The sequence below is a fragment of the Bacteroides sp. AM37-9 genome (assembly GCF_003603455.1).
Taxonomy (GTDB): domain Bacteria; phylum Bacteroidota; class Bacteroidia; order Bacteroidales; family Bacteroidaceae; genus Bacteroides; species Bacteroides xylanisolvens.
Genome location: NZ_QTNF01000016.1, coordinates 1 through 21,610, shown reverse-complemented (window position 1 = coordinate 21,610; position 21,610 = coordinate 1). Strand labels below are relative to the sequence as shown.

At 41.2% G+C, this 21,610-nt stretch carries 16 protein-coding genes; 15 read left to right on the top strand and 1 reads right to left on the bottom strand.

Features of this window, described 5'->3' with window-relative positions:
• Window positions 1-10: 10 nt before the first annotated feature.
• From DW862_RS12550 to DW862_RS12505, 11 genes are all read left to right on the top strand, one after another.
• Window positions 11-1,093 carry a glycosyltransferase family 4 protein gene (locus tag DW862_RS12550; RefSeq protein WP_120068572.1) on the top strand — a complete coding sequence of 361 codons (1,083 nt, stop codon included), beginning with the start codon at window positions 11-13 and terminating at the stop codon, window positions 1,091-1,093.
• A 25-nt stretch (window positions 1,094-1,118) separates the two neighbouring features.
• A complete protein-coding gene (locus DW862_RS12545; RefSeq protein WP_120068696.1) occupies window positions 1,119-2,525 on the top strand; it encodes an undecaprenyl-phosphate glucose phosphotransferase in 1,407 nt (468 codons plus the stop codon).
• A 34-nt stretch (window positions 2,526-2,559) separates the two neighbouring features.
• Window positions 2,560-3,384: a polysaccharide biosynthesis/export family protein gene (locus DW862_RS12540; RefSeq protein ID WP_207895152.1), complete on the top strand. Its 825-nt coding sequence runs from the start codon at window positions 2,560-2,562 to the stop codon at window positions 3,382-3,384.
• 9 nt (window positions 3,385-3,393) lie between these two features.
• Window positions 3,394-5,832 carry a polysaccharide biosynthesis tyrosine autokinase gene (locus DW862_RS12535; protein ID WP_049702722.1) on the top strand — a complete coding sequence of 813 codons (2,439 nt, stop codon included), beginning with the start codon at window positions 3,394-3,396 and terminating at the stop codon, window positions 5,830-5,832.
• 466 nt (window positions 5,833-6,298) lie between these two features.
• A complete protein-coding gene (locus DW862_RS12530) occupies window positions 6,299-6,829 on the top strand; it encodes an HU family DNA-binding protein (RefSeq protein ID WP_008022512.1) in 531 nt (176 codons plus the stop codon).
• A gap of 68 nt (window positions 6,830-6,897) precedes the next feature.
• Window positions 6,898-6,990, top strand: coding sequence for a smalltalk protein (locus tag DW862_RS25920; protein WP_151433315.1), 93 nt, complete (start codon window positions 6,898-6,900; stop codon window positions 6,988-6,990).
• Between the two features lie 253 nt (window positions 6,991-7,243).
• Window positions 7,244-9,571: a transglycosylase domain-containing protein gene (locus tag DW862_RS12525; protein WP_120068568.1), complete on the top strand. Its 2,328-nt coding sequence runs from the start codon at window positions 7,244-7,246 to the stop codon at window positions 9,569-9,571.
• A 132-nt stretch (window positions 9,572-9,703) separates the two neighbouring features.
• A complete protein-coding gene (locus DW862_RS12520; RefSeq protein WP_120068565.1) occupies window positions 9,704-10,090 on the top strand; it encodes a 2-amino-4-hydroxy-6-hydroxymethyldihydropteridine diphosphokinase in 387 nt (128 codons plus the stop codon).
• Window positions 10,091-10,843: a 3-deoxy-manno-octulosonate cytidylyltransferase gene (kdsB, locus tag DW862_RS12515; protein ID WP_120068561.1), complete on the top strand. Its 753-nt coding sequence runs from the start codon at window positions 10,091-10,093 to the stop codon at window positions 10,841-10,843. It abuts the gene before it with no gap.
• A gap of 4 nt (window positions 10,844-10,847) precedes the next feature.
• Complete coding sequence (locus tag DW862_RS12510; RefSeq protein ID WP_074708677.1) at window positions 10,848-12,131, top strand: pitrilysin family protein; 1,284 nt, start codon at window positions 10,848-10,850, stop codon at window positions 12,129-12,131.
• An 85-nt stretch (window positions 12,132-12,216) separates the two neighbouring features.
• A complete protein-coding gene (locus tag DW862_RS12505; protein WP_008022501.1) occupies window positions 12,217-13,386 on the top strand; it encodes a phosphatidylinositol-4-phosphate 5-kinase in 1,170 nt (389 codons plus the stop codon).
• A gap of 124 nt (window positions 13,387-13,510) precedes the next feature.
• On the opposite strand, the gene DW862_RS12500 is transcribed toward DW862_RS12505, so the two are convergent.
• Complete coding sequence (locus DW862_RS12500; protein ID WP_008022499.1) at window positions 13,511-14,449, bottom strand: ribose-phosphate pyrophosphokinase; 939 nt, start codon at window positions 14,447-14,449, stop codon at window positions 13,511-13,513.
• A gap of 153 nt (window positions 14,450-14,602) precedes the next feature.
• Between DW862_RS12500 and DW862_RS12495 the strand changes: the two genes are divergently transcribed.
• The 4 genes from DW862_RS12495 to DW862_RS12480 all read left to right on the top strand — a co-directional run.
• Entirely contained in the window at window positions 14,603-18,919 is a 4,317-nt protein-coding gene (locus tag DW862_RS12495; protein ID WP_120068557.1) for a DUF5113 domain-containing protein, read from the top strand.
• A gap of 34 nt (window positions 18,920-18,953) precedes the next feature.
• Window positions 18,954-19,682 (top strand): DUF5932 domain-containing protein, encoded by a 729-nt coding sequence (locus tag DW862_RS12490; RefSeq protein ID WP_004317459.1) that lies wholly within the window; start codon window positions 18,954-18,956, stop codon window positions 19,680-19,682.
• A gap of 29 nt (window positions 19,683-19,711) precedes the next feature.
• Window positions 19,712-21,166, top strand: coding sequence for an AbgT family transporter (locus tag DW862_RS12485; RefSeq protein ID WP_120068554.1), 1,455 nt, complete (start codon window positions 19,712-19,714; stop codon window positions 21,164-21,166).
• A gap of 81 nt (window positions 21,167-21,247) precedes the next feature.
• The coding region (locus tag DW862_RS12480; RefSeq protein ID WP_120068550.1) for a hypothetical protein at window positions 21,248-21,610 on the top strand (363 nt) is incomplete at its 3' end.

Here is a 21,610-nt window from a genome sequence, read left to right as displayed (position 1 = left end):
AGAATTATAAATGAAAATCGTAGTAACCGGTACTCGTGGAATCCCTAATATTCTTGGTGGTGTCGAAACACACTGTGAGGAACTTTTTCCTCGTATTGCACAAAAAGGCATTGATATAACTATTATTCGCCGTAAAAGTTACGTTCATGATTCGCTTACAAGATATAAAGGTGTGGAGCTAGTAGATATAGAGACTCCCAAAAAGAAGTCATTCGAAGCTATCATCCATACATTTAAAGCAATTATGAAAGCTAAAAGTCTACATGCGGATATTGTACATATTCATGCTATCGGTCCAGCGTTATTGACTCCTTTGGCACGTTTGCTGGGTATGAAAGTTGTATTCACACATCATGGTCCAGACTATGACCGGGACAAATGGGGGAAGGCTGCCAAATTTATGTTGAAAACGGGTGAACGCATGGGATGTATGTTTGCCAATGAGGTAATCGTTATTTCGGAGGTTATCAATGATATTTTAGTACGTAAGTATAACCGAAAGAATTGTCATCTGATATACAATGGAGTGCCGACATCGGACAAGGTGAAGGATACAGATTATTTGGCGGAACTGGGGATAGAACCGCAGAAGTATGTTTTTGCCATGGGACGTTTTGTTCCAGAAAAGAACTTTCATCAGTTGATTCGTGCTTTTGCAGCTCTGAAACAACAGAGCTATAAACTGGTGCTTGCAGGTGATACAGATTTTGAGGATGATTATTCAAAGAAACTGAAGTCTTTGGCAAAAGAGAATGGGGTAATTCTGACTGGTTTTATTAAAGGTGCTAAGTTGCATGAACTGCTAACTCATGCCCGTTGTTTTGTGTTGCCGTCTTCTCATGAGGGTTTACCTATTGCTTTATTAGAGGCGATGAGCTATGATCTTCCTGTGATTGTGAGTGATATCCCTGCAAACCTGGAAGTAGGGCTAGCTTTTGATTGCTATTTTCAGACGGGGAATGAGAAGCAACTACAAGAAAAACTACAAAAGAATTTAGTGCAGGATTTTTGTCCTGTCCATTATTTAATGGATGAATATAACTGGGATAGAATAGCAGAACAGGTTGTTTCTGTATACAAAAATATGTTTTAATTTTTATATATTTAAGTTTGTTGTTATGCAGGAAGTTCAACGTTTTAACAAAGTCCTAAAGTCTTTGGTCCTTTTGGGGGATCTTATTTTGCTGAACCTGCTTTTATGGGGATTTAATTTGTTTCTGGGTACCCGTTTCTGGTGTATCCATTGCGGTTCTATCTTTCAGGGTATGACTCTCATCACTCTATGCTATTTACTTTGTAACATGCATTCAGGTGTTATTCTTCATCGTCCTGTGGTGCGTCCTGAACAGATCATGATCCGTGTCTTACGTAACATGGTTCCTTTTGTCTTTTTTTCGGTTTGTACATTGCTTGTTTTTCATTTTCATTTTTCTCATTCCCGATATTTCGGACTGTTTTATGTTGCTTTAATAATTGTTATTGTCAGCTATCGTTTAATTTCCCGTCACTTTTTGGAGCTTTATCGAAAAAAGGGAGGAAATGTTCGCAAGGTAGTATTAGTTGGGAGCCATGAGAATATGCAGGAACTTTATCATGCGATGACGGATGATCCTACGTCCGGTTATCGTGTACTGGGTTATTTCGAGGATTTTCCTTCGGACCGATATCCGCAGGATGTTCCATACTTGGGACAACCCAATGAAGTAAGTCTTTTTTTAGAAAAACATGCGGGAGAGATCAATCAGCTTTATTGTAGCCTTCCTTCTGTACGCAGTGCGGAGATTGTTGCTATCATTAATTACTGTGAAAACCATTTGGTTCGTTTTTTTAGTGTTCCTAATGTCCGTAATTATTTGAAGCGTAGAATGCATTTTGAATTATTGGGGAATGTTCCTGTACTTTCCATTCGTTGTGAGCCATTGGAATCACTGGAGAACCGTATTATCAAGCGTGCTTTTGATGTTGTTTGTTCAGGGTTATTTCTTATTACGGTTTTTCCGTTCGTCTATATATTCTTCGGAATTGCGATCAAGTTAAGTTCTCCCGGTCCTGTTTTTTTCAAACAAAAACGCAGTGGTGAGGATGGTCGTGAATTCTGGTGTTACAAGTTTCGTTCAATGAAGGTTAATGCGCAATGTGATACTCTTCAGGCTACGGAAAATGATCCTCGTAAAACACGTATCGGAGAGATAATGAGAAAGACGAGTGTGGACGAATTGCCTCAATTTATCAATGTATTGAAAGGGGATATGTCTATTGTAGGTCCCCGTCCTCACATGTTAAAGCATACGGAGGAATATTCTAATCTGATAAACAAGTTTATGGTTCGTCACTTCGTTAAACCTGGAATAACTGGTTGGGCTCAGGTGACGGGCTTTCGTGGTGAGACGAAAGAGCTCTGGCAGATGGAGGGACGTGTGCAACGTGATATCTGGTATATAGAGCATTGGACTTTTTTATTGGACTTATATATTATGTATAAGACGGTGTATAATGCCATACATGGAGAAAAAGAAGCATATTAAAAAATAAAACTTAGGAATTAAAGGGCGTTTAATTATGAATTTAAGAATTATGATGAGAAGACTAAAAAAGAGAAATTTGTGGCTATTATTGTTGCCATTCCTATTGGCTGCCTGTCAGTCTTATAAAAAGGTTCCCTATTTCCAGAATGTGGAAGTTGTGAACGAAGTAGAACAACAGGAAAAATTGTATGATGCCAAGATCATGCCCAAGGATTTGTTGACTATTGTGGTATCGTGTACTAATCCTGAACTTGCGATACCTTTTAATCTGACAGTTGCCAGCAATGCCGGAATAGCGGTGAGTACTTCGTCTTATGTGACTACTCAACCTGTATTACAGCCTTATTTGGTAGATAATGAAGGAAACATAAATTTTCCGGTGTTAGGAGAATTGAAGTTAGGAGGCTTAACGAAAAGGGAAGCAGAACAGCTGATTATAGATAAATTGAAGCCTTACATGAAGGAAACTCCCATTGTAACGGTGCGTATGGTAAATTATAAGATATCTGTTATCGGTGAGGTTACCCGTCCCGGAACTTTTACTATTTCCAATGAGAAGGTAAATTTGTTGGAGGCATTGGCCATGGCAGGTGATATGACAGTATACGGTCTTCGTGATAATGTAAAGTTGATTCGTGAAGATGCAAACGGCAAACAGCAAATTGTAACTTTGGATTTGAACAAGGCCGAAACCATTCTTTCACCTTACTATTGGTTGCAACAGAATGATATTGTTTATGTAACTCCCAATAAAGCAAAGGCTCGAAATTCAGATGTAGGTAACAGTACCAGTCTTTGGTTCTCTGCCACCTCTATCTTGGTATCCATCGTCAGTCTATTAGTAAATATTTTAAAATAATGATTTGTAATGAAAGAAACAGATTTCAACGAAGCACAAGAATCTAAGGAAGAAAATATAGACGTTAAGGAACTATTGTTTAAATATTTGATCCACTGGCCTTGGTTTGTGGGGGCGGTTGTGGCGTGTTTGATTGCGGCATGGGTCTATTTGTATGTATCCACTCCCGTATATAATATTTCCGCTACGGTTTTAATAAAGGATGATAAGAAAGGGGGGAGTGCCGGAATGCTTTCCGGGTTGGAGAGTCTGGGATTGGATGGTATGATCTCTTCTTCGCAGAATATTGATAACGAGATTGAAGTTCTCCGTTCAAAGACTATCGTCAAAGAGGTGGTTGAAGATTTGGGACTCTATATTTCTTATACAGATGAGGATGAGTTTCCTTCCAGGAACATGTATAAGACTTCACCTGTACAAGTGAGTCTGACTCCGCAGGAGGCTGATTTGTTGGAGGAGCCGATGATAGTGAAGATGGCATTACAACCACAGGGAAGTATGGATGTGACTGTGAAGATTGACGATGATGAATATCAGAAACATTTTGAGAAATTGCCGGCGGTTTTTCCTACCGATAAAGGGACATTGGCTTTTTTCCTGACGCCGGACTCGGTATTATCTTCTAAAAGAACATCGGAAGAAACTACAAATTTGGAAAAGACTACACGTAATATTACAGCAACAATTAATAAGCCTTTGACGGTAGCGAAATGGTGTTGCAAGAATATGACTATCGAACCCACTTCCAAAACTACTTCTGTAGCTGTCATATCATTGAAAAACTCAAATGTGCAGCGAGGCAAAGATTTTATCAATAAATTATTGGAGATGTATAATATCAATACGAATAATGATAAGAATGAAGTGGCACAGAAAACTGCAGAATTTATCAATGAACGTATTGGAATTATTTCAAAAGAACTCGGTAGCACGGAAAAGGATTTGGAGAGTTTTAAACGTGGGGCAGGTATTACGGATTTGACCAGTGATGCTCAGATCGCTTTAACTGGTAGTGCTGAATATGAAAAGAAGCGTGTAGAGAATCAAACCCAGATTAATTTGCTGCAGGATCTTCAGAAATATATGCAGAATGAAGGTTATGAGGTTCTGCCCAGTAATATCGGATTGCAGGATTTGAATCTTGCGGCTGCCATTAATCGTTATAATGATGTGCTTGTTGAGAGAAAACGTTTGCTGCGTACGTCAACAGAGAATAATCCTACCATTATAAACCTGGATACCAGCATTAGTGCAATGAAAGAGAATGTGCAAGTTTCTTTAGACAGGGTGTTGCGTGGATTGTTTATCACAAAGGCAGATCTGGATCGTGAAGCGAGCCGTTATTCCCGTCGCATTAGTGAGGCACCTGGGCAGGAGCGCGAATTTGTGAGTATTGCGCGTCAGCAGGAAATTAAGGCCGGACTCTATTTGATGCTTCTTCAGAAACGTGAGGAAAATGCTATAACTCTGGCTGCTACAGCCAATAATGCGAAGATTATAGATGAAGCTATAGCAGATGATGCTCCTGTGGCTCCTAGAAGTAAAATTACTTATTTGATCGCTTTGATACTAGGAGTCGGAATTCCGGTAGGGGTTATATATTTGCTTGAATTAACCAAATTTAAGATTGAAGGTCGTGCAGATGTAGAAAAACTTACTAGTGCACCTATTGTCGGTGATATCCCGTTGACAGATGAAAAGCAGGGAGCTATTGCTGTATTTGAGAATCAAAACAACCTGATGAGTGAAACCTTCCGCAATGTCCGAACGAATCTTCAGTTTATGCTTGGAAATGGAAAGAAGGTGATTTTAGTTACTTCCACAGTCAGTGGTGAAGGTAAATCTTTTATCTCTGGTAATCTTGCTATCAGTCTTTCTTTATTAGGGAAGAAAGTAGTAATAGTTGGTCTTGATATCCGCAAGCCAGGTTTGAATAAGGTATTCAATATATCAAAAAGAGAACAAGGTATAACTCAATATTTGGCTAATCCGGAAAAGAATTTGATGGATTTGGTACAGCTCTCTGATGTCAGTAAGAATCTCTATATTCTTCCTGGTGGAACAGTTCCTCCTAACCCGACAGAATTGTTAGCACGTGATGGATTGGATAAAGCGATTGAGACTCTCAAAAAGAATTTTGAATATGTGATTCTCGATACCGCTCCTGTCGGTATGGTAACTGATACCTTATTAATAGGACGTGTGGCTGATTTATCTGTTTATGTATGTCGTGCGGATTATACCCGTAAAAATGAGTATACTTTGATTAATGAACTTATTGATGGAAATAAGTTGCCTAACCTATGTACAGTAATAAATGGTTTGGATTTGAAGAAAAGAAAGTACGGTTATTATTACGGCTATGGTAAATATGGCAAGTATTATGGTTATGGTAAACGATACGGCTATGGTTATGGATATGGAGAACAATCTGGTAAGGAAGAATAAATCCATTGATAACCAAGATATTTTAAAATTAATAATGTCATAGAGTGGTTTATAATACTTTACATAAAAGTGAGATGAAACATGTAGGTCCCTAACTTTATGCTACACACATGAAGAACCCTACATTTTGTGGTCAGGAAATATACAGCGGTGTATTCCTGATCAACGCCCTCATGTCGGTGTAAATCCGATGTGATTTCTATAATATCAACTGTCTGTGAAGATCGTTGATATTTTTTTTGTACTAACATGGAGGAACTGTTTTGTTGGTTTCTAAGACATTTAAAGGTTTGTGGGGTATGGGAATAAAGTATTGATTAATAATGATTTATTATAGTGTCTAAATATAAAGAGCTCCGCAAGGGGCTTTTTTCTTTTCTATCCGGAATAAAAGCTTCACCTTTGCAGTGTTGATCAACAAAACGTGAATAAATAATTTGAATTTAAATCTTTAAAAAAACGTAGTATGAGTGTAATTTACAAAGTCATTACGCGCCCAACAGATCCGCGTGTTCCCAATTCTCCCAAGAGATATTATCCGCATCTGATCACTTTAGGTCAGTCTGTCAACCTGAAATATATTGCACAGAAAATGCAGGATCGTTCTTCGCTGTCTGTTGGTGATATCAAGAGTGTGATCCAGAATTTTGTGGAAAAGATGAAGGAACAGTTGTTGGAAGGTAAGTCTGTGAATATTGAAGGTCTGGGCGTCTTTATGTTGACTGCCCGTTCGAAAGGTGCCGAACTGGCGAAGGATATTAATGCAAAAAGTGTAGAGAGCGTTCGTATCTTTTTTCAGGCGAATAAAGAGCTGCGCGTTACAAAGACTGCCACCCGTGCAGATGAGAAGTTGGATTTGATTAGCTTGGATGAATATCTGAAGAAGCTTAATATGACAATTTCTCCTAATGATCCTGAAAAACCGGATGATGGCGGAGAAGAAGGCGGAGGAAATGAAGGTGGCGGTAGCGGAGAAGCACCGGATCCTGCCGCATAATGAATTGTCAATTAACGATTGATGGTTAGGGTGTTTATTTAGTGTTTAATAAAAAAAGAAAAATGTCTATGAAAAAAACGTGGAGTATTATTTTGAAAGTGATTATTGCTGTTGCTGGTGCAATTGCCGGAGTGGTCGGTGTACAGGCAGCAAACTTGTAATTGATTATCTTATAAATAGGTATATTTATGAATGAATAACAGGCGGGAAAAATCCCGCCTGTTTGTGTTTTAGATATAATAGAGGATTACTTTCTTGAAAAATGCTCTTTTTTGTTTTGTTTCGTGCTATTTGTTATGAGTGCCGCTCCATATTTTAACAAAATAGAAATTATAATCAAACTCGTTGGCTGAATAGCGGATTTTATCTACCTTTGCACCTTAATTTAATGCGTCATTTTAAGCAAGAAAAAACATGATTCGAAAAATAATAAAGGCTCTTTGGATATTTCTGGCAGTCATTGTGTTGGCTATTGTTGTCATCTTTGTCTCTATCTCAAAGGGGTGGATTGGCTATATGCCTCCTGTGGAGGAACTTGAGAATCCGAGCTATAAATTTGCAACGGAGATTTTTTCTGAAGATGAAAAAGTGCTTGGTACGTGGTCTTATAGTAAGGAAAACCGGGTGTATACAGCTTACAAGGATTTGTCTCCCAGTATTATCAATGCTCTTATTGCGACGGAAGATGTCCGTTTTGTTAAACATTCTGGAATTGATGCCAAAGCATTGTTCCGTGCGTTTGTGAAACGTGGTTTGATGTTTCAGAAAAATGCAGGTGGAGGTAGTACTTTGTCGCAACAGCTTGCCAAACAGTTGTTTACGGAAAAAGTGGCGAGAAATACACTGCAACGTCTTTTCCAGAAACCGATTGAATGGGTGATTGCGGTGAAGCTTGAGCGTTACTACACCAAAGAGGAAATATTGAGTATGTATCTCAATAAGTTTGATTTCCTGAATAATGCGGTTGGTATTAAAACTGCTGCACATACATACTTCGCATGCGAACCGAAGGATTTGAAGATTGAAGAAGCGGCTACGCTGGTTGGTATGTGTAAGAATCCGTCGCTTTACAATCCGGTCCGTTTCAACGAACGTTCCCGTGGCCGTCGTAATGTAGTGCTTGAGCAGATGCGTAAAGCTGGTTATATCACAGATGCAGAATGTGATTCTTTGCAGGCTCTTCCGTTGAAACTAAAATATAACCGCGTTGACCACAAAGAGGGATTGGCTACTTATTTCCGCGAATATCTCCGTGGTGTGATGACAGCACCGAAACCGGTAAAAAGTGATTATCGTGGTTGGCAAATGCAGAAATTCTACGAAGATTCTATCGCGTGGGAAACTAACCCGTTGTATGGTTGGTGTGCAAAAAATAAAAAGAAAGACGGTACGAATTATAACATCTATACAGATGGATTGAAGATTTATACGACGATCAATTCGCGTATGCAGCAATATGCAGAGGATGCAGTAAAAGAGCATTTAGGTGATTATTTGCAACCTGTGTTTTTCAAAGAAAAAGAGGGAAGCAAAAATGCTCCATACGCAAGATCACTGCCGGAAAAACGAGTGGAGGAGTTGCTGACAAAAGCTATGAAGCAGACGGATCGTTATCGTCTTATGAAAGAGGCGGGAGCTTCGGAACAGCAGATTCGTAAAGCGTTCGATACCCCGGAAGAAATGACTGTCTTTTCCTGGAAGGGAGATAAAGATACAATTATGACACCGATGGATTCCATCCGTTACTACAAATCTTTCCTGCGAACAGGATTCATGTCGATGGATCCGGTAAGAGGGCATGTGAAGGCTTATGTAGGCGGACCGAATTATGTATATTTCCAGTATGATATGGCAATGGTGGGACGTCGTCAGGTGGGATCTACTATCAAACCGTATTTGTATACATTAGCAATGGAAAATGGATTTTCTCCTTGCGACCAGACACGCCACGTAGAGCAAACGTTGATTGATGAGAACGGAACTCCTTGGACGCCTCGTAATGCAAATAATAAACGTTATGGGGAAATGGTGACTCTAAAGTGGGGATTGGCTAATTCTGATAACTGGATTTCTGCTTATCTGATGGGCAAATTGAATCCGTATAATCTTGTACGTTTGATCCATAGTTTTGGGGTTCGTAATAAAGCAATCGACCCGGTGGTTTCGCTTTGTCTGGGACCTTGTGAAATTTCTGTCGGTGAGATGGTAAGTGCATATACAGCTTTTGCCAATAAAGGAATTCGTGTGGCTCCATTGTTTGTTACACGCATTGAAGATAGTGACGGTAATGTGCTTTCTACCTTTGCACCGCAAATGGAGGAGGTGATAAGTATTTCAAGTGCATATAAAATGCTGGTTATGCTGCGCGCTGTTATTAATGAAGGAACAGGTGGGCGTGTTCGTCGTTATGGAATTACCGCCGATATGGGTGGGAAAACAGGTACAACCAATGATAACTCTGATGCCTGGTTTATGGGATTCACTCCTTCGCTGGTATCCGGTTGTTGGGTAGGTGGTGACGAACGTGACATCCACTTCGGTAAAATGACCTATGGACAGGGAGCTGCCGCTGCTTTGCCTATTTGGGCATTGTATATGAAGAAAGTGTATGATGATCCGACTTTGGGATATGACCAGCAGGAGAAATTCAAACTTCCTGAAGGATTTGATCCGTGTGCCGGTTCGGAAACTCCGGACGGAGAGGTGATAGAAGAGGGAGGATTGGACGATCTTTTTAACTAAGTCTGAAATAAGTATTAAGTATAAAGTATTAAGTATTAACCCGTGGCGTTTGGGGCACTGAACTGTAGGTGTAATATCTCTAATATCTAATGTTTAATACTTAATACCTAATACTTAAATACTTATTTTTTAATGCATAGGTATATTGTTTGCATAGGGAGTAATTACAACAGGAAAGAGAATTTGACTTTTGCCAGACAGGAACTGACTGAATCGTTCTCTTTTATATGTTTTGCGCCCGAATTGGAAACTGAACCTTTATTTTTTAAGAATCCGGCCTTGTTTTCCAACCAAGTGGTTATGTTCTTTTCCGATAAGGATGAAGAGGTAGTGAGGAAAATGCTGAAAGATATAGAACAAAGGTCCGGACGTCGTCCGGAAGATAAAAAAGAGGAGAAAGTTTGTCTGGACATTGACATGCTTTTATATGATAACAAAATAGTAAAACCGGAGGATTGGCAAAGGGGATATATACAACAGTCATTATCAGCTTTCCATTCTTCATTATTTATTAAGTAGATGAAATTTCTTGGAATTATACCTGCCCGCTATGCATCCACTCGTTTTCCTGCAAAACCGTTGGCTATGTTGGGTGGAAAAACTGTTATACAACGTGTGTATGAGCAAGTGGCTGGCGTTTTGGATGATGCTTATGTAGCCACGGACGATGAGCGTATTGAAGCTGCTGTCAAGGCGTTCGGAGGTAAGGTTGTGATGACTTCTGTTCATCACAAAAGCGGTACGGATCGCTGTTATGAAGCTTGTACAAAGATTGGAGGTGACTTTAATGTCGTGGTTAATATACAAGGAGATGAACCTTTTATTCAGCCTTCACAATTGGATGCGGTAAAGGCTTGTTTCGAAGATGTAACTACGCAGATTGCCACGCTGGTGAAACCTTTTACTGCAGATGAACCGTTTGCTGTACTGGAAAACGTAAATTCACCGAAAGTGGTAGTCAATACGAACTGGAACGCGCTTTATTTTAGCCGTTCCATTATTCCTTATCAACGTAATGCCGAGAAACAGGACTGGCTGAAGGGACATACCTACTACAAGCATATCGGACTGTATGCCTATCGTACAGATGTGCTGAAAGAGATAACCATGCTTCCGCAGTCTTCTCTGGAACTGGCTGAATCTTTGGAGCAGCTCCGTTGGCTGGAGAACGGATATAAGATAAAGGTAGGCATTAGTGAAGTAGAAACTATCGGAATCGATACCCCGCAAGATTTGGAACGGGCAGAAGAGTTTTTGAAGAATAGAATCTAATCGTATGGATCGTAAAATACAACCTGAAATACAAACCCTGAAAAATTTTCGTATACTTCCTCCCGTCCGAATGACATTGCCAAATGGTATTCCATTGACTGTTATTAATGCGGGTGAACAGGAAGTAGTACGCATAGATGTGCTTTTCGCTGGAGCCCGTTGGCAGCAGTCGCAGAAACTGCAAGCCTTGTTTACAAACCGGATGTTGCGCGAAGGTACTACAAAATATACGGCTGCTACCATTGCCGAGAAACTGGATTACTACGGTTCGTGGCTCGAACTGTCCAGCTCGTCGGAGTATGCATACATCACTGTTTATTCGTTGAATAAGTATTTGGCGAAAACATTGGAAGTGGTAGAATCCATGATTAAAGAACCACTTTTTCCGGAAAAAGAATTGCATACTATCCTTGATACCAATATCCAACAATATCTGGTCAATACTTCCAAAGTTGATTTCCTGGCACATCGCAGTCTGTTGAAGTCGCTTTATGGCGAACAGCATCCATGTGGTAAAATAGTGGTGGAGGAAGATTATCATGCCATCACTCCGGAAGTGCTTCGTGAATTTTATGAACGGTATTACCATTCGGGCAATTGCTCTATTTTCTTATCCGGCAAGGTGACGGAGGATATTATCAGCCGAGTGACGGATACATTCGGCACTTCTTTTGGTAAACATCAACAGCCGGCATCGAAATTAAGTTTTCCTTTTACTGCCGTTCCCGAAAAGAGGATTTTTATAGAACGTGAGGATGCTATGCAGAGTGCTGTAAAGATGGGATATACAACCATCACTCGTAACCATCCTGATTATCTGAAACTCCGGGTATTGATGACTTTATTCGGAGGCTATTTCGGCAGTCGTCTGATGTCTAATATCCGTGAAGAAAAGGGGTATACTTATGGCATTTCAGCAGGAATCATGTTTTATCCGGATAGCGGATTGCTGGCTATCTCGACAGAAACGGATAATGAATATGTGGAACCGTTGATACAGGAAGTATATCATGAAATTGACCGTCTGCATCAGGAACCTGTGTCGATGGAAGAATTGACTATCGTACGCAACTATATGTTGGGCGAAATGTGCCGTAGTTATGAGTCTCCTTTCTCACTTTCGGATGCATGGATCTTTATTGCTACTTCCGGTCTGGATGATGACTACTTTTCACGTTCTCTGCTGGCTGTAAACGAGGTTACTCCTGCGGAAATACAAGATTTGGCACAGCGCTATTTGTGCAAAGAGACATTAAAAGAGGTCATTGCAGGTAAAAAGTTGTCATAAATTGCTTTCCGAAAGTGGGCTGTTTGGGATAGAAATTGTATCTTTGTCCAAATTGTAATTCTAAAATGAGTAACGACTAAAACCAATGAGGAAATATCTATATACTACACTTTTATTGGCTCTCCTCGCACAAGAGGGAGTAATGGCACAAGAAAATGAAGGAAAGAAAGGCGGATTTTTCGGAAAAATTAAAGATACATTCTCCACTGAAATAAAGATTGGCAACTATACTTTTAAGGATGGCAGTGTCTATACGGGAGAAATGAAAGGCCGAAAACCGAACGGAAAAGGAAAAACGGTTTTTAAAAACGGTGATGTCTTTGAAGGTGAATATGTGAAAGGGAAACGTGAAGGATATGGAATTTATATGTTCCCCGACGGAGAAAAGTATGAAGGACAGTGGTTCCAGGACCAGCAGCACGGAAAAGGTATCTATTATTTTATGAATAATAACCGTTACGACGGTATGTGGTATCAGGATTATCAGCATGGTGAAGGAACTATGTATTATCATAACGGTGATTTGTATGTAGGTCATTGGGTAAATGATAAGCGTGAAGGCGAAGGTACATATACTTGGGCAAACGGTGCCAAATATACCGGTCACTGGAAAAATGATAAGAAGAACGGTAAAGGTATCATGAACTGGGATGACGGCTGTAAATACGATGGAGACTGGAAAGATGATGTTCGTCACGGAAAAGGGGTCTTTGAATATACCAATGGAGATAAATATGATGGTGACTGGGCGGATGATATTCAACATGGAAAAGGTACTTATTACTTTCACACGGGCGACCGTTATGAGGGCTCGTATCTCTTAGGTGAGCGAACCGGTCCAGGAGTTTATTACCATGCTAACGGTGATAAATATGTAGGTAATTTCAAGAACGGCATGCAAGACGGAAAAGGTACTTTTACCTGGGCGAATGGTGCTGTGTATGAAGGAAGCTGGAAAAACAATAAGCGTGACGGCAAGGGAGTTTATAAATGGAGCAATGGCGATGTTTATGACGGTGACTGGAAAGATAACCGTCCCAATGGACAGGGTACTCTGAAAACTGTTGCTGGTATGCAATATAAAGGTGGGTTTGTTGATGGATTGGAAGAGGGGCAAGGCGTACAAATCGACAAAGACGGTAATCGCTTCGATGGCTTTTTCAAACAAGGAAAGAAGGATGGTCCTTTTGTAGAAACGGATAAAGATGGAAAAGTGATTAAAAAAGGAACCTATAAATTCGGAAGACTCCAATAGATTTATGATTTATGAATTATGATTTAGTTGCTTACTATTACCCATTCAAATTCAGTGTGTTGAGATAAATAAGAGAGCCAGCTAATTTTAAGTTTAGCTGGCTCTCTTATTCATAAATCATAAATCAAATGATATATTGTGAACTGATAGATTCGTTATTCATCACTCGTTTGATTGTTTCAGCAAACATATCAGCAATGCTCAACTGTTTCACTTTCGGGCATTTCTTAGCGTAAGGGATACTGTCAGTAAATACCATTTCTGTCAGGGCAGACTCTTGCACACGGAAAGAAGCCGGATCAGACATTACGCAATGACTGGCGATAGCGCGTACAGATTGGGCACCGGCTTCCAACATGATGTTGGCTGCTTTAGTGATTGTTCCTGCTGTGTCTACGATATCATCAATCAAGACAACGTTTTTACCTTCCACGTCACCGATGATTTGCATAGATGCTACTTCATTGGCTTTTTCACGTGATTTGTTGCAGAGTACCAATGGTACGCCAAGGTATTTGGAGAAAGTGCTGGCACGCTTTGAACCTCCTACGTCCGGTGTAGCAATAACCAGATTTTCCAATTGCAATGACTGGATGTAAGGGAGGAATACAGCTGATGCGTACAAGTGATCTACCGGGATATTGAAGAATCCCTGGATCTGGTCAGCATGCAAATCCATCGTAATCAGTCGGTCGATACCTGCAACAGACAGCAGATCAGCTACCAACTTAGCCCCGATAGATACACGAGGTTTGTCTTTTCTATCCTGACGAGCCCATCCGAAATAGGGGATTACAGCCACAACACTCTTTGCTGATGCACGTTTAGCAGCATCAATCATCAGGAGAAGTTCCATTAAGTTGTCTGAGTTAGGGAAAGTGGATTGAACCAGGAATACATGTGCGCCACGAATTGACTCCTCGTATGAAACCGCAAATTCGCCATCGGCAAAATGGGTAATGTTCATATTTCCCAGAGGACAATCCAGGCTCGCGCAGATTTTTTCTGCAAGATATCTCGAGTTCGTTCCCGAGAATACCATAAAGGGTGCTTTTTCGCTCATTTTGTAATAGATGTTACCTATTTGTTAATTTGCCTGCAAAGGTAGGAATTTCTCTTATTATTTAGAAGGACTTATTGTATAAAAAATATTTTTCTCTCCAACTTATCGGAAATATTTGTAGATTTGCTTTCTGAAAACAGTTAATAGTCAAAAATGAGTTTACGTTTTCCTTTATATATAATAGGTATAGTGTTGTTTACCTCTTTTTTTTCGTGCACTGATATGGTGCCGACCAAAGAGGTGCGCCTGATTGATTCTTTAAACGGGAAAGCGTATACTTATCGTTATCGAAGCCTGGATTCTTCTTATAAGTATGCCAATGAAGCTTATCAACAGGTAAATTTTTATAAGTCGGGGAAAGCGGAAGCATCCAATAATCTCGGATTCTGTGCTTTTATGGCGATGGATTTTGACCGGGCGGAAGCGTTACATAAGGAAGTATATAAACTGACTAAAAATGAGCTTGAACTGTTGATTGCTGATATCGGACTGATGAAGATTTGTCAGCGGACAGCTATGAACAAAGAATTTTATGATTATCGTAACAGTGCGCTCCGGCGTATGAAACGTATTCGGGAAGAGAGTGATTTGTTTGCTGACCGCCACGAGGCACTTCGACTGGATTATGCTTTCACCGAATTTTTCATTGTTTCTTCTATTTATTACTATTATCTTCAGCAAAGGCAGGAAGCCATCGCATCTCTCAATCAGATCCCGGAAGATGAAGTATTGGCAGATACGAATCAGTTGCTTTATTATCATTATATCAAAGGATCGGCTTCATTGGTGGAAGCCACCAAGCCGGAGGATAGGAAAATGCGTGAGTTCGACCAACTATATATAACCTGGAGGACTGCGGTTCAGACTAATCATCCTTATTTCGAAGGAAATGGTCTGCAAGGGCTGGCTAATCTGATGGTTTCTCCCAACAACTTCGAACTCTTTCGAACAAGGAGGGGATACGCGCTGGATCAGTTTGGTTTTCCTGTAGATTCGCTTTTGCCTTTGCGAATGGCACAGCTTGCGCTTGAAAAGTTCCGGGAGTATAATGATTTGTATCAGATTGCCGGTGCGTATGTGTCTATCGGTAAGTATATGAATGAGCACGGACGTTATTCGGAAGCATTAGATACGCTTACAAAAGCGTTAGATTGTGTGAACCAACACCATATGCTTTATTATCATCATGCAGTGGATACGTTGGACAAGCTGCGTATTTATGCGGAAGGAGATACGACATATACTGGAGTACCGTGGATTATGGAGGAAGACGTAAGGACGGTGCCCGAATGGATTTCGAGGATTCGGGAACAATTGAGTGTATCGTATGCCGGGCTTGGAATGAAGTATGCTTCTGATTACAACCGAAATATATATCTGGATATTCTGAATTATACCCGTCAGGATAAAGAGTTGGAGAGTCGTTATCTTTCGTTGGAATCCGATTCACGACAAATGACGCTTGTACTTTCTTTGGTTATTGCCGGACTTGTACTGGTGGTTATTCTTTGGTGGTTCTTCAATAAGCGATCTAAAATAAGGAATCAAGTAGATGTGGAACGTCTGCAGCGGATACTGGCTCTTTGCCGGGACATCACTTCTTCTATACCAATGAATGTTCCGTTAATTCAACAAGGCATCGACCAACTGTTCGGAAAAGGGCGTCTTCAACTGGAAATTCCGGAGGAAGGAAAAGCGGCACTGGTTCCTTTGCATCGGTTGAACCGTGATGAAAAAGCTTTGGTGCACGTGCTCGAACCGTATATCGTTTGGGCTGCGGACAATGAGCAGATGGTAGAAGCGTTGAGTGACGAGCGGATGCAATTGGAAAAGCAACGATATGTTTACGAACAACATATCGCGGGAAATAAACGCCAAAATCTGATTAAGAAGGCTTGTCTGGCCATTGTGAATGGGATAAATCCTTATATCGACCGTATCTTGAATGAAGTGCATAAGTTGACGGAACGAGGATATATCGATCATGAAAAGATAAAGAAAGAGAAGTATCAATACATTGACGAGCTCGTAACTACAATTAATGAATACAATGATATTTTGGCTCTTTGGATTAAGATGAAGCAGGGGACGCTTAGCTTGAATATTGAAACGTTCGATCTCAATGAGCTCTTTGAACTGTTAGGCAAAGGGAGACGTGCTTTTGAAATGAAAAATCAGAAGTTGGAAATAGAACCGACTACGGTTATGGTGAAGGCTGACCGGGCATTGACTTTGTTTATGATTAACACGTTGGCGGAAAACGCCCGAAAATATACTCCGGAAGGAGGAACAATCAAAGTGTATGCCCGTACTACGGATGCGTATGTCGAGATTTCCGTAGAAGACAACGGAGGGGGGATTTCCGAAGAAGATGTGGCTCGTATCATCGGTGAGAAAGTATATGATTCCCGTGTCATCGGAATGAAGAATGCAGCCGACCCGGAAGTTCTGAAGGAGAATAAGGGCAGTGGTTTCGGACTGATGAATTGTAAGGGAATCATTGAGAAATATAAGAAAACGAATGAATTGTTCCGGGGATGTGTCTTTGATGTAGAGAGTGAATTGGGGAAAGGGAGTCGTTTCTATTTCCGTTTGCCTTCGGGAGTGCGTAAAGCGATGGGAGTCTTGTTGCTTTGCTTGTTGCTTCCGTTTGGGGTGAGTTCTTGTCTGCATGATCCGATTCCTCCTATGTTGCAGGAGGGCGATTCGATAGTGGTGGTTACGGATTCTGCCTATGAGGATTTGCTGGATGCAGCGTCGGATTATGCGAATGCCGCCTATTTTGCTAATGTGGATGAAAATTATGAATTTGCTTTGCAATATATAGATTCTGCTATACTCTTGTTGAACGAGCATTATGAGAAATATGCGCGTCCGGATCGTCCACATCGGTATATGAAGCTGGTGGGTGAAGGAACGCCTGCCGAAATCAGTTGGTGGAATGAATTGTTTGATTCGGATTATCATGTGATTCTGGATATCAGGAATGAGGCGGCAGTTGCTTTTTTGGCTTTGAAACAGTTGGATGCATACAGTTATAATAATTCGGCATTTACGGATTTGTATAAGTTGCAAGGAGAAGATCAGACTCTTGAAGCATATTGCCGACAGTTGGAACGGTCGAATACGAATAAGACAGTAGGAATTATTTTATGTTTTGTTCTACTGATTGTTTCTTTGGTCGGATACTATTTCCTGTATATGAGAAAACGTTTGCAGAATCGTTTGAATCTCGAACAGGTACTTGAGATTAATCAAAAGGTATTTGCGGCATCTTTGGTCAGACCGCAGGAACAAGAAAATGCAGAGGCACTCCAACGGGAGGAAAGTACGCTTAAAGAAATCCCGCAACGTATTGTGGATGAAGCATTCGGTTCGGTGAATGAACTACTGACAATTGACCGGATGGGAATTGCCGTTTATAACGAAACGACACATCGGCTGGAATACGCTTCTCGCCCCGGGCAGGAAATGCCGGAGATGGTAGAACAGTGTTTTAGTTCCGGAGAATATCTTTCTGAACAGCATCTTCAGGCAATTCCGCTGATGGTGGAAGCAGGAGGTGAACATCAATGTGTCGGTGTGCTTTATCTGGAACGCAGGGAGGGAACAGAACAGGAAACAGACCGGCTCCTTTTTGAACTGGTAGCGCGCTATGTGGCTATTGTCGTATTTAATGCAGTGGTGAAACTGGCTACTAAATACCGGGATATTGAGTCGGCGCATGAAGAAACACGCAGAGCTTCCTGGGAAGACAGTATGTTGCATGTACAGAATATGGTACTTGACAACTGCTTGTCGACGATTAAACATGAGACGATCTATTATCCGAATAAAATCAAACAGATTGTAGGACGGCTGAATACGCAGAAGCTTTCGGAAACGGAGGAGCGTGAAGCGGTGGAGACCATGACGGAATTGATTGAATATTATAAGGGAATCTTTACGATTTTGAGCTCGTGTGCTTCCCGGCAATTGGAGGAAGTCACTTTCCGGCGTACTGTGATTCCGGTGCAGGAGCTTTTGGACGCTGCCGGAAAATACTTCAAGAAATCAATGAAGAACCGTTCGGAGAGGATAGAACTGGAGATAAAACCGATGGAAGCGAAGGTGATAGGAGACGTGAGCCAGTTGCGTTTTCTATTGGAAAATTTGATTGATGAAGCATTGACTGTGCATGAAGATGGGGTGATACGTCTGCAAGCACGTCAGGATAATGAATATATTCGTTTTCTCTTTACGGATACGAGACGTGAAAAGAGTGTGGAAGAATTGAACCAATTATTTTATCCGAATCTGGCACGTATGACTTCCGGTGAGAAAGGGGAGTTGAGAGGAACGGAATATCTGGTATGCAAGCAGATTATCCGCGATCATGACGAATTTGCGGGACGTAGAGGATGTCGTATCAATGCCGAGCCGGCTGAAGGCGGAGGATTTATGGTTTATTTCACCATTCCGCGCCGATAAAAGGAGAACACATAAAAGTTATTAGATAAGAAACATGGAAGAACAGAAGTTTAAAGTTATTATCGTAGAGGATGTAAAACTGGAGTTGAAAGGGACAGAAGAAATATTCCGTCATGAAATACCGAATGCGGAAGTGATCGGTACGGCAATGACGGAAAGTGAGTTCTGGCCGTTGATGGAGGCGCAACTCCCCGATTTGGTATTGTTGGACTTAGGACTGGGAGGTTCTACGACCATTGGTGTTGACATTTGTCGGAATATATTCAAACGCTACAAAGGAGTCCGGGTACTGATCTTCACAGGTGAGATTCTGAATGAAAAGTTGTGGGTGGATGTATTGAATGCCGGTGCCGACGGAATTATCCTCAAAACGGGAGAACTACTGACGAAAACAGATGTGCAGGCTGTGATGGACGGAAAGAAACTGGTATTCAACTATCCGATTTTGGAAAAGATTGTAGATCGTTTCAAGAAATCTGTAGCCAACGATGCCAAGCGTCAGGAAGCAGTCATCAGTTATGACATTGATGAATATGACGAACGTTTTCTCCGCCATTTGGCCTTAGGATATACGAAGGAGATGATTGCCAATCTGAAAGGGATGCCTTTCGGCGTAAAATCATTGGAGAAACGACAGAATGATCTTATCGGACGCCTTTTCCCGAATGGAGAACGGGTGGGAGTGAATGCTACCCGATTGGCAGTACGTGCACTGGAATTGCGTATTATCGATTTGGATAATCTGGAGCCTGATGAAGAGTAATTAATGGCAAGTAATACCTCTGGAAAGTAATGAAGAATAAATGGCGTATGCCCCATCCCGCTACGATGTTCCTTCTGCTGACAATGGCAGTGGTCTTTCTTTCATGGATATGTGATATCTATGGGTTGAAAGTGACACTACCGCAGACAGGCGAAGACATCCGTGTACAAAGTCTGTTAAGTCCGGAAGGGATCCGTTGGTGGTTGCGGAACGCTATTAAGAATTTCACGGGCTTTGCTCCGTTGGGCATGGTGATTATCGCTATGTTCGGACTGGGAGTAGCACAACATTCCGGTTTTATTGATGCGTGCATCCGCATGGGAGTAGGGAACCGGCAGGAAAAGAGGAAAATCATCTTGTGGGTGATTGTGCTCGGTTTGTTGTCGAATGCCATTGGGGATGGTGGATATATTATTTTATTGCCTATTGCCGCTATGCTGTTCCAGTGGGTGGGACTTCACCCGATTGCAGGGATTGTTACAGCTTATGTCTCTGTTGCGTGCGGGTATAGTGCCAATATTGTATTGAGTACGATGGACCCGTTATTGGCACATACCACCCAAGAGGCGGCACTGGCGCAAACGGGTTATCAGGGGAACACGGAACCTCTTTGTAACTACTTCTTTATGAGTGCTTCAACAGTAGTCATTACAGCTATTGTGTATTGGATTACTCAAAAATGGCTTCTTCCCACGTTAGGAAAGTATGAAGGCAGTGTGAAAGTGGTGGCTTATCATCCTTTGTCTCGCAAAGAGCGGCGTGCCATTATGATTTCCATTGTTGTAGCAGCTGTTTATGTCGCTCTTATCTTGTGGCTTACTTTTTCTTCTTATGGAATTTTGCGAGGGGTGAACGGAGGTTTGATGCATTCGCCTTTTATTGCCGGTATTTTGTTCTTACTTTCTTTGGGAGCAGGTATTACGGGGATGGCTTATGGATTCAGTTCCGGACGGTATCGCACTGACAATGATGTGATTGAAGGACTTACACAGCCAATGAAACTTCTTGGAGTGTATTTCGTTATCGCTTTCTTTGCTGCACAGATGTTTGCCTGTTTTGAATATTCCCATCTGGATAAGTGTTTAGCCATCATGGGAGCTGATTTGCTCTCTTCGTTTGAGCCGGCTCCTTTGTCTGCTCTCATCCTGTTTATTCTATTTACGGCATTGATAAACCTGATTATGGTATCTGCTACCTCCAAATGGGCTTTTATGTCTTTTATCTTTATTCCGATGTTTGCACAGATGGGAATTGCTCCGGATGTAGCACAATGTGCTTTCCGTATCGGAGATAGTTCGACGAATGCCATTACTCCTTTCTTATTTTATATGCCTTTGGTACTGACTTATATGCGGCAGTATGATAAACAGATTACGTATGGCTCATTGCTTAAATATACCTGGAGATATTCATTAGGTATCCTGGTTGCCTGGACATTGATGTTTATTGCCTGGTATTTGTTGAAAATACCGATGGGATTGTAACCGGTACGTGAAAAAATATCAAGTAGGCAAGGCTCAGTCTGAAACCTTGGGGGATTGCGTTAAAATTCTTATTTTTGCATCATGAAAACATCCTCTTCCCAAACGATTGATCCTGTTGCTTCTTTAAGCTTGTTCTTGCCTTCAGGAATCCTTGATTACTTTACCCTAGTCAATCATGTTTCTCAGGATACTTGCTTTATTCTTTATTTAGAGGAGAAAGCCACTATTCCTTCTGAGTACTCAGATCTACATCTTCACTCAAAAGGTTTCCTCCCTGAGATTGAAGTTCAGGACTTCCCTATCCGTGGTAAAGCCGTTTATTTACGTATCAAGCGTCGTCACTGGGAAGATCCATCCACTGGGCAGACATATAGTCGTGACTGGAGTTTGGTTACACTGGATATGGCCGGGAGCATGCAAAAGATTGCGAAAACGTGCTTTCCA

Excerpts from the sequence above, each read along its gene's own strand:
- DW862_RS12550 (WP_120068572.1), top strand. The coding sequence starts at position 11 with ATGAAAATCGTAGTAACCGGTACTCGTGGAATCCCTAATATTCTTGGT.
- DW862_RS12545 (WP_120068696.1), top strand. The coding sequence starts at position 1,119 with ATGCAGGAAGTTCAACGTTTTAACAAAGTCCTAAAGTCTTTGGTCCTT.
- DW862_RS12540 (WP_207895152.1), top strand. The coding sequence starts at position 2,560 with ATGAATTTAAGAATTATGATGAGAAGACTAAAAAAGAGAAATTTGTGG.
- DW862_RS12535 (WP_049702722.1), top strand. The coding sequence starts at position 3,394 with ATGAAAGAAACAGATTTCAACGAAGCACAAGAATCTAAGGAAGAAAAT.
- DW862_RS12530 (WP_008022512.1), top strand. The coding sequence starts at position 6,299 with ATGAGTGTAATTTACAAAGTCATTACGCGCCCAACAGATCCGCGTGTT.
- DW862_RS25920 (WP_151433315.1), top strand. The coding sequence starts at position 6,898 with ATGAAAAAAACGTGGAGTATTATTTTGAAAGTGATTATTGCTGTTGCT.
- DW862_RS12525 (WP_120068568.1), top strand. The coding sequence starts at position 7,244 with ATGATTCGAAAAATAATAAAGGCTCTTTGGATATTTCTGGCAGTCATT.
- DW862_RS12520 (WP_120068565.1), top strand. The coding sequence starts at position 9,704 with ATGCATAGGTATATTGTTTGCATAGGGAGTAATTACAACAGGAAAGAG.
- kdsB (WP_120068561.1), top strand. The coding sequence starts at position 10,091 with ATGAAATTTCTTGGAATTATACCTGCCCGCTATGCATCCACTCGTTTT.
- DW862_RS12510 (WP_074708677.1), top strand. The coding sequence starts at position 10,848 with ATGGATCGTAAAATACAACCTGAAATACAAACCCTGAAAAATTTTCGT.
- DW862_RS12505 (WP_008022501.1), top strand. The coding sequence starts at position 12,217 with ATGAGGAAATATCTATATACTACACTTTTATTGGCTCTCCTCGCACAA.
- DW862_RS12500 (WP_008022499.1), bottom strand. The coding sequence starts at position 14,449 with ATGAGCGAAAAAGCACCCTTTATGGTATTCTCGGGAACGAACTCGAGA.
- DW862_RS12495 (WP_120068557.1), top strand. The coding sequence starts at position 14,603 with ATGAGTTTACGTTTTCCTTTATATATAATAGGTATAGTGTTGTTTACC.
- DW862_RS12490 (WP_004317459.1), top strand. The coding sequence starts at position 18,954 with ATGGAAGAACAGAAGTTTAAAGTTATTATCGTAGAGGATGTAAAACTG.
- DW862_RS12485 (WP_120068554.1), top strand. The coding sequence starts at position 19,712 with ATGAAGAATAAATGGCGTATGCCCCATCCCGCTACGATGTTCCTTCTG.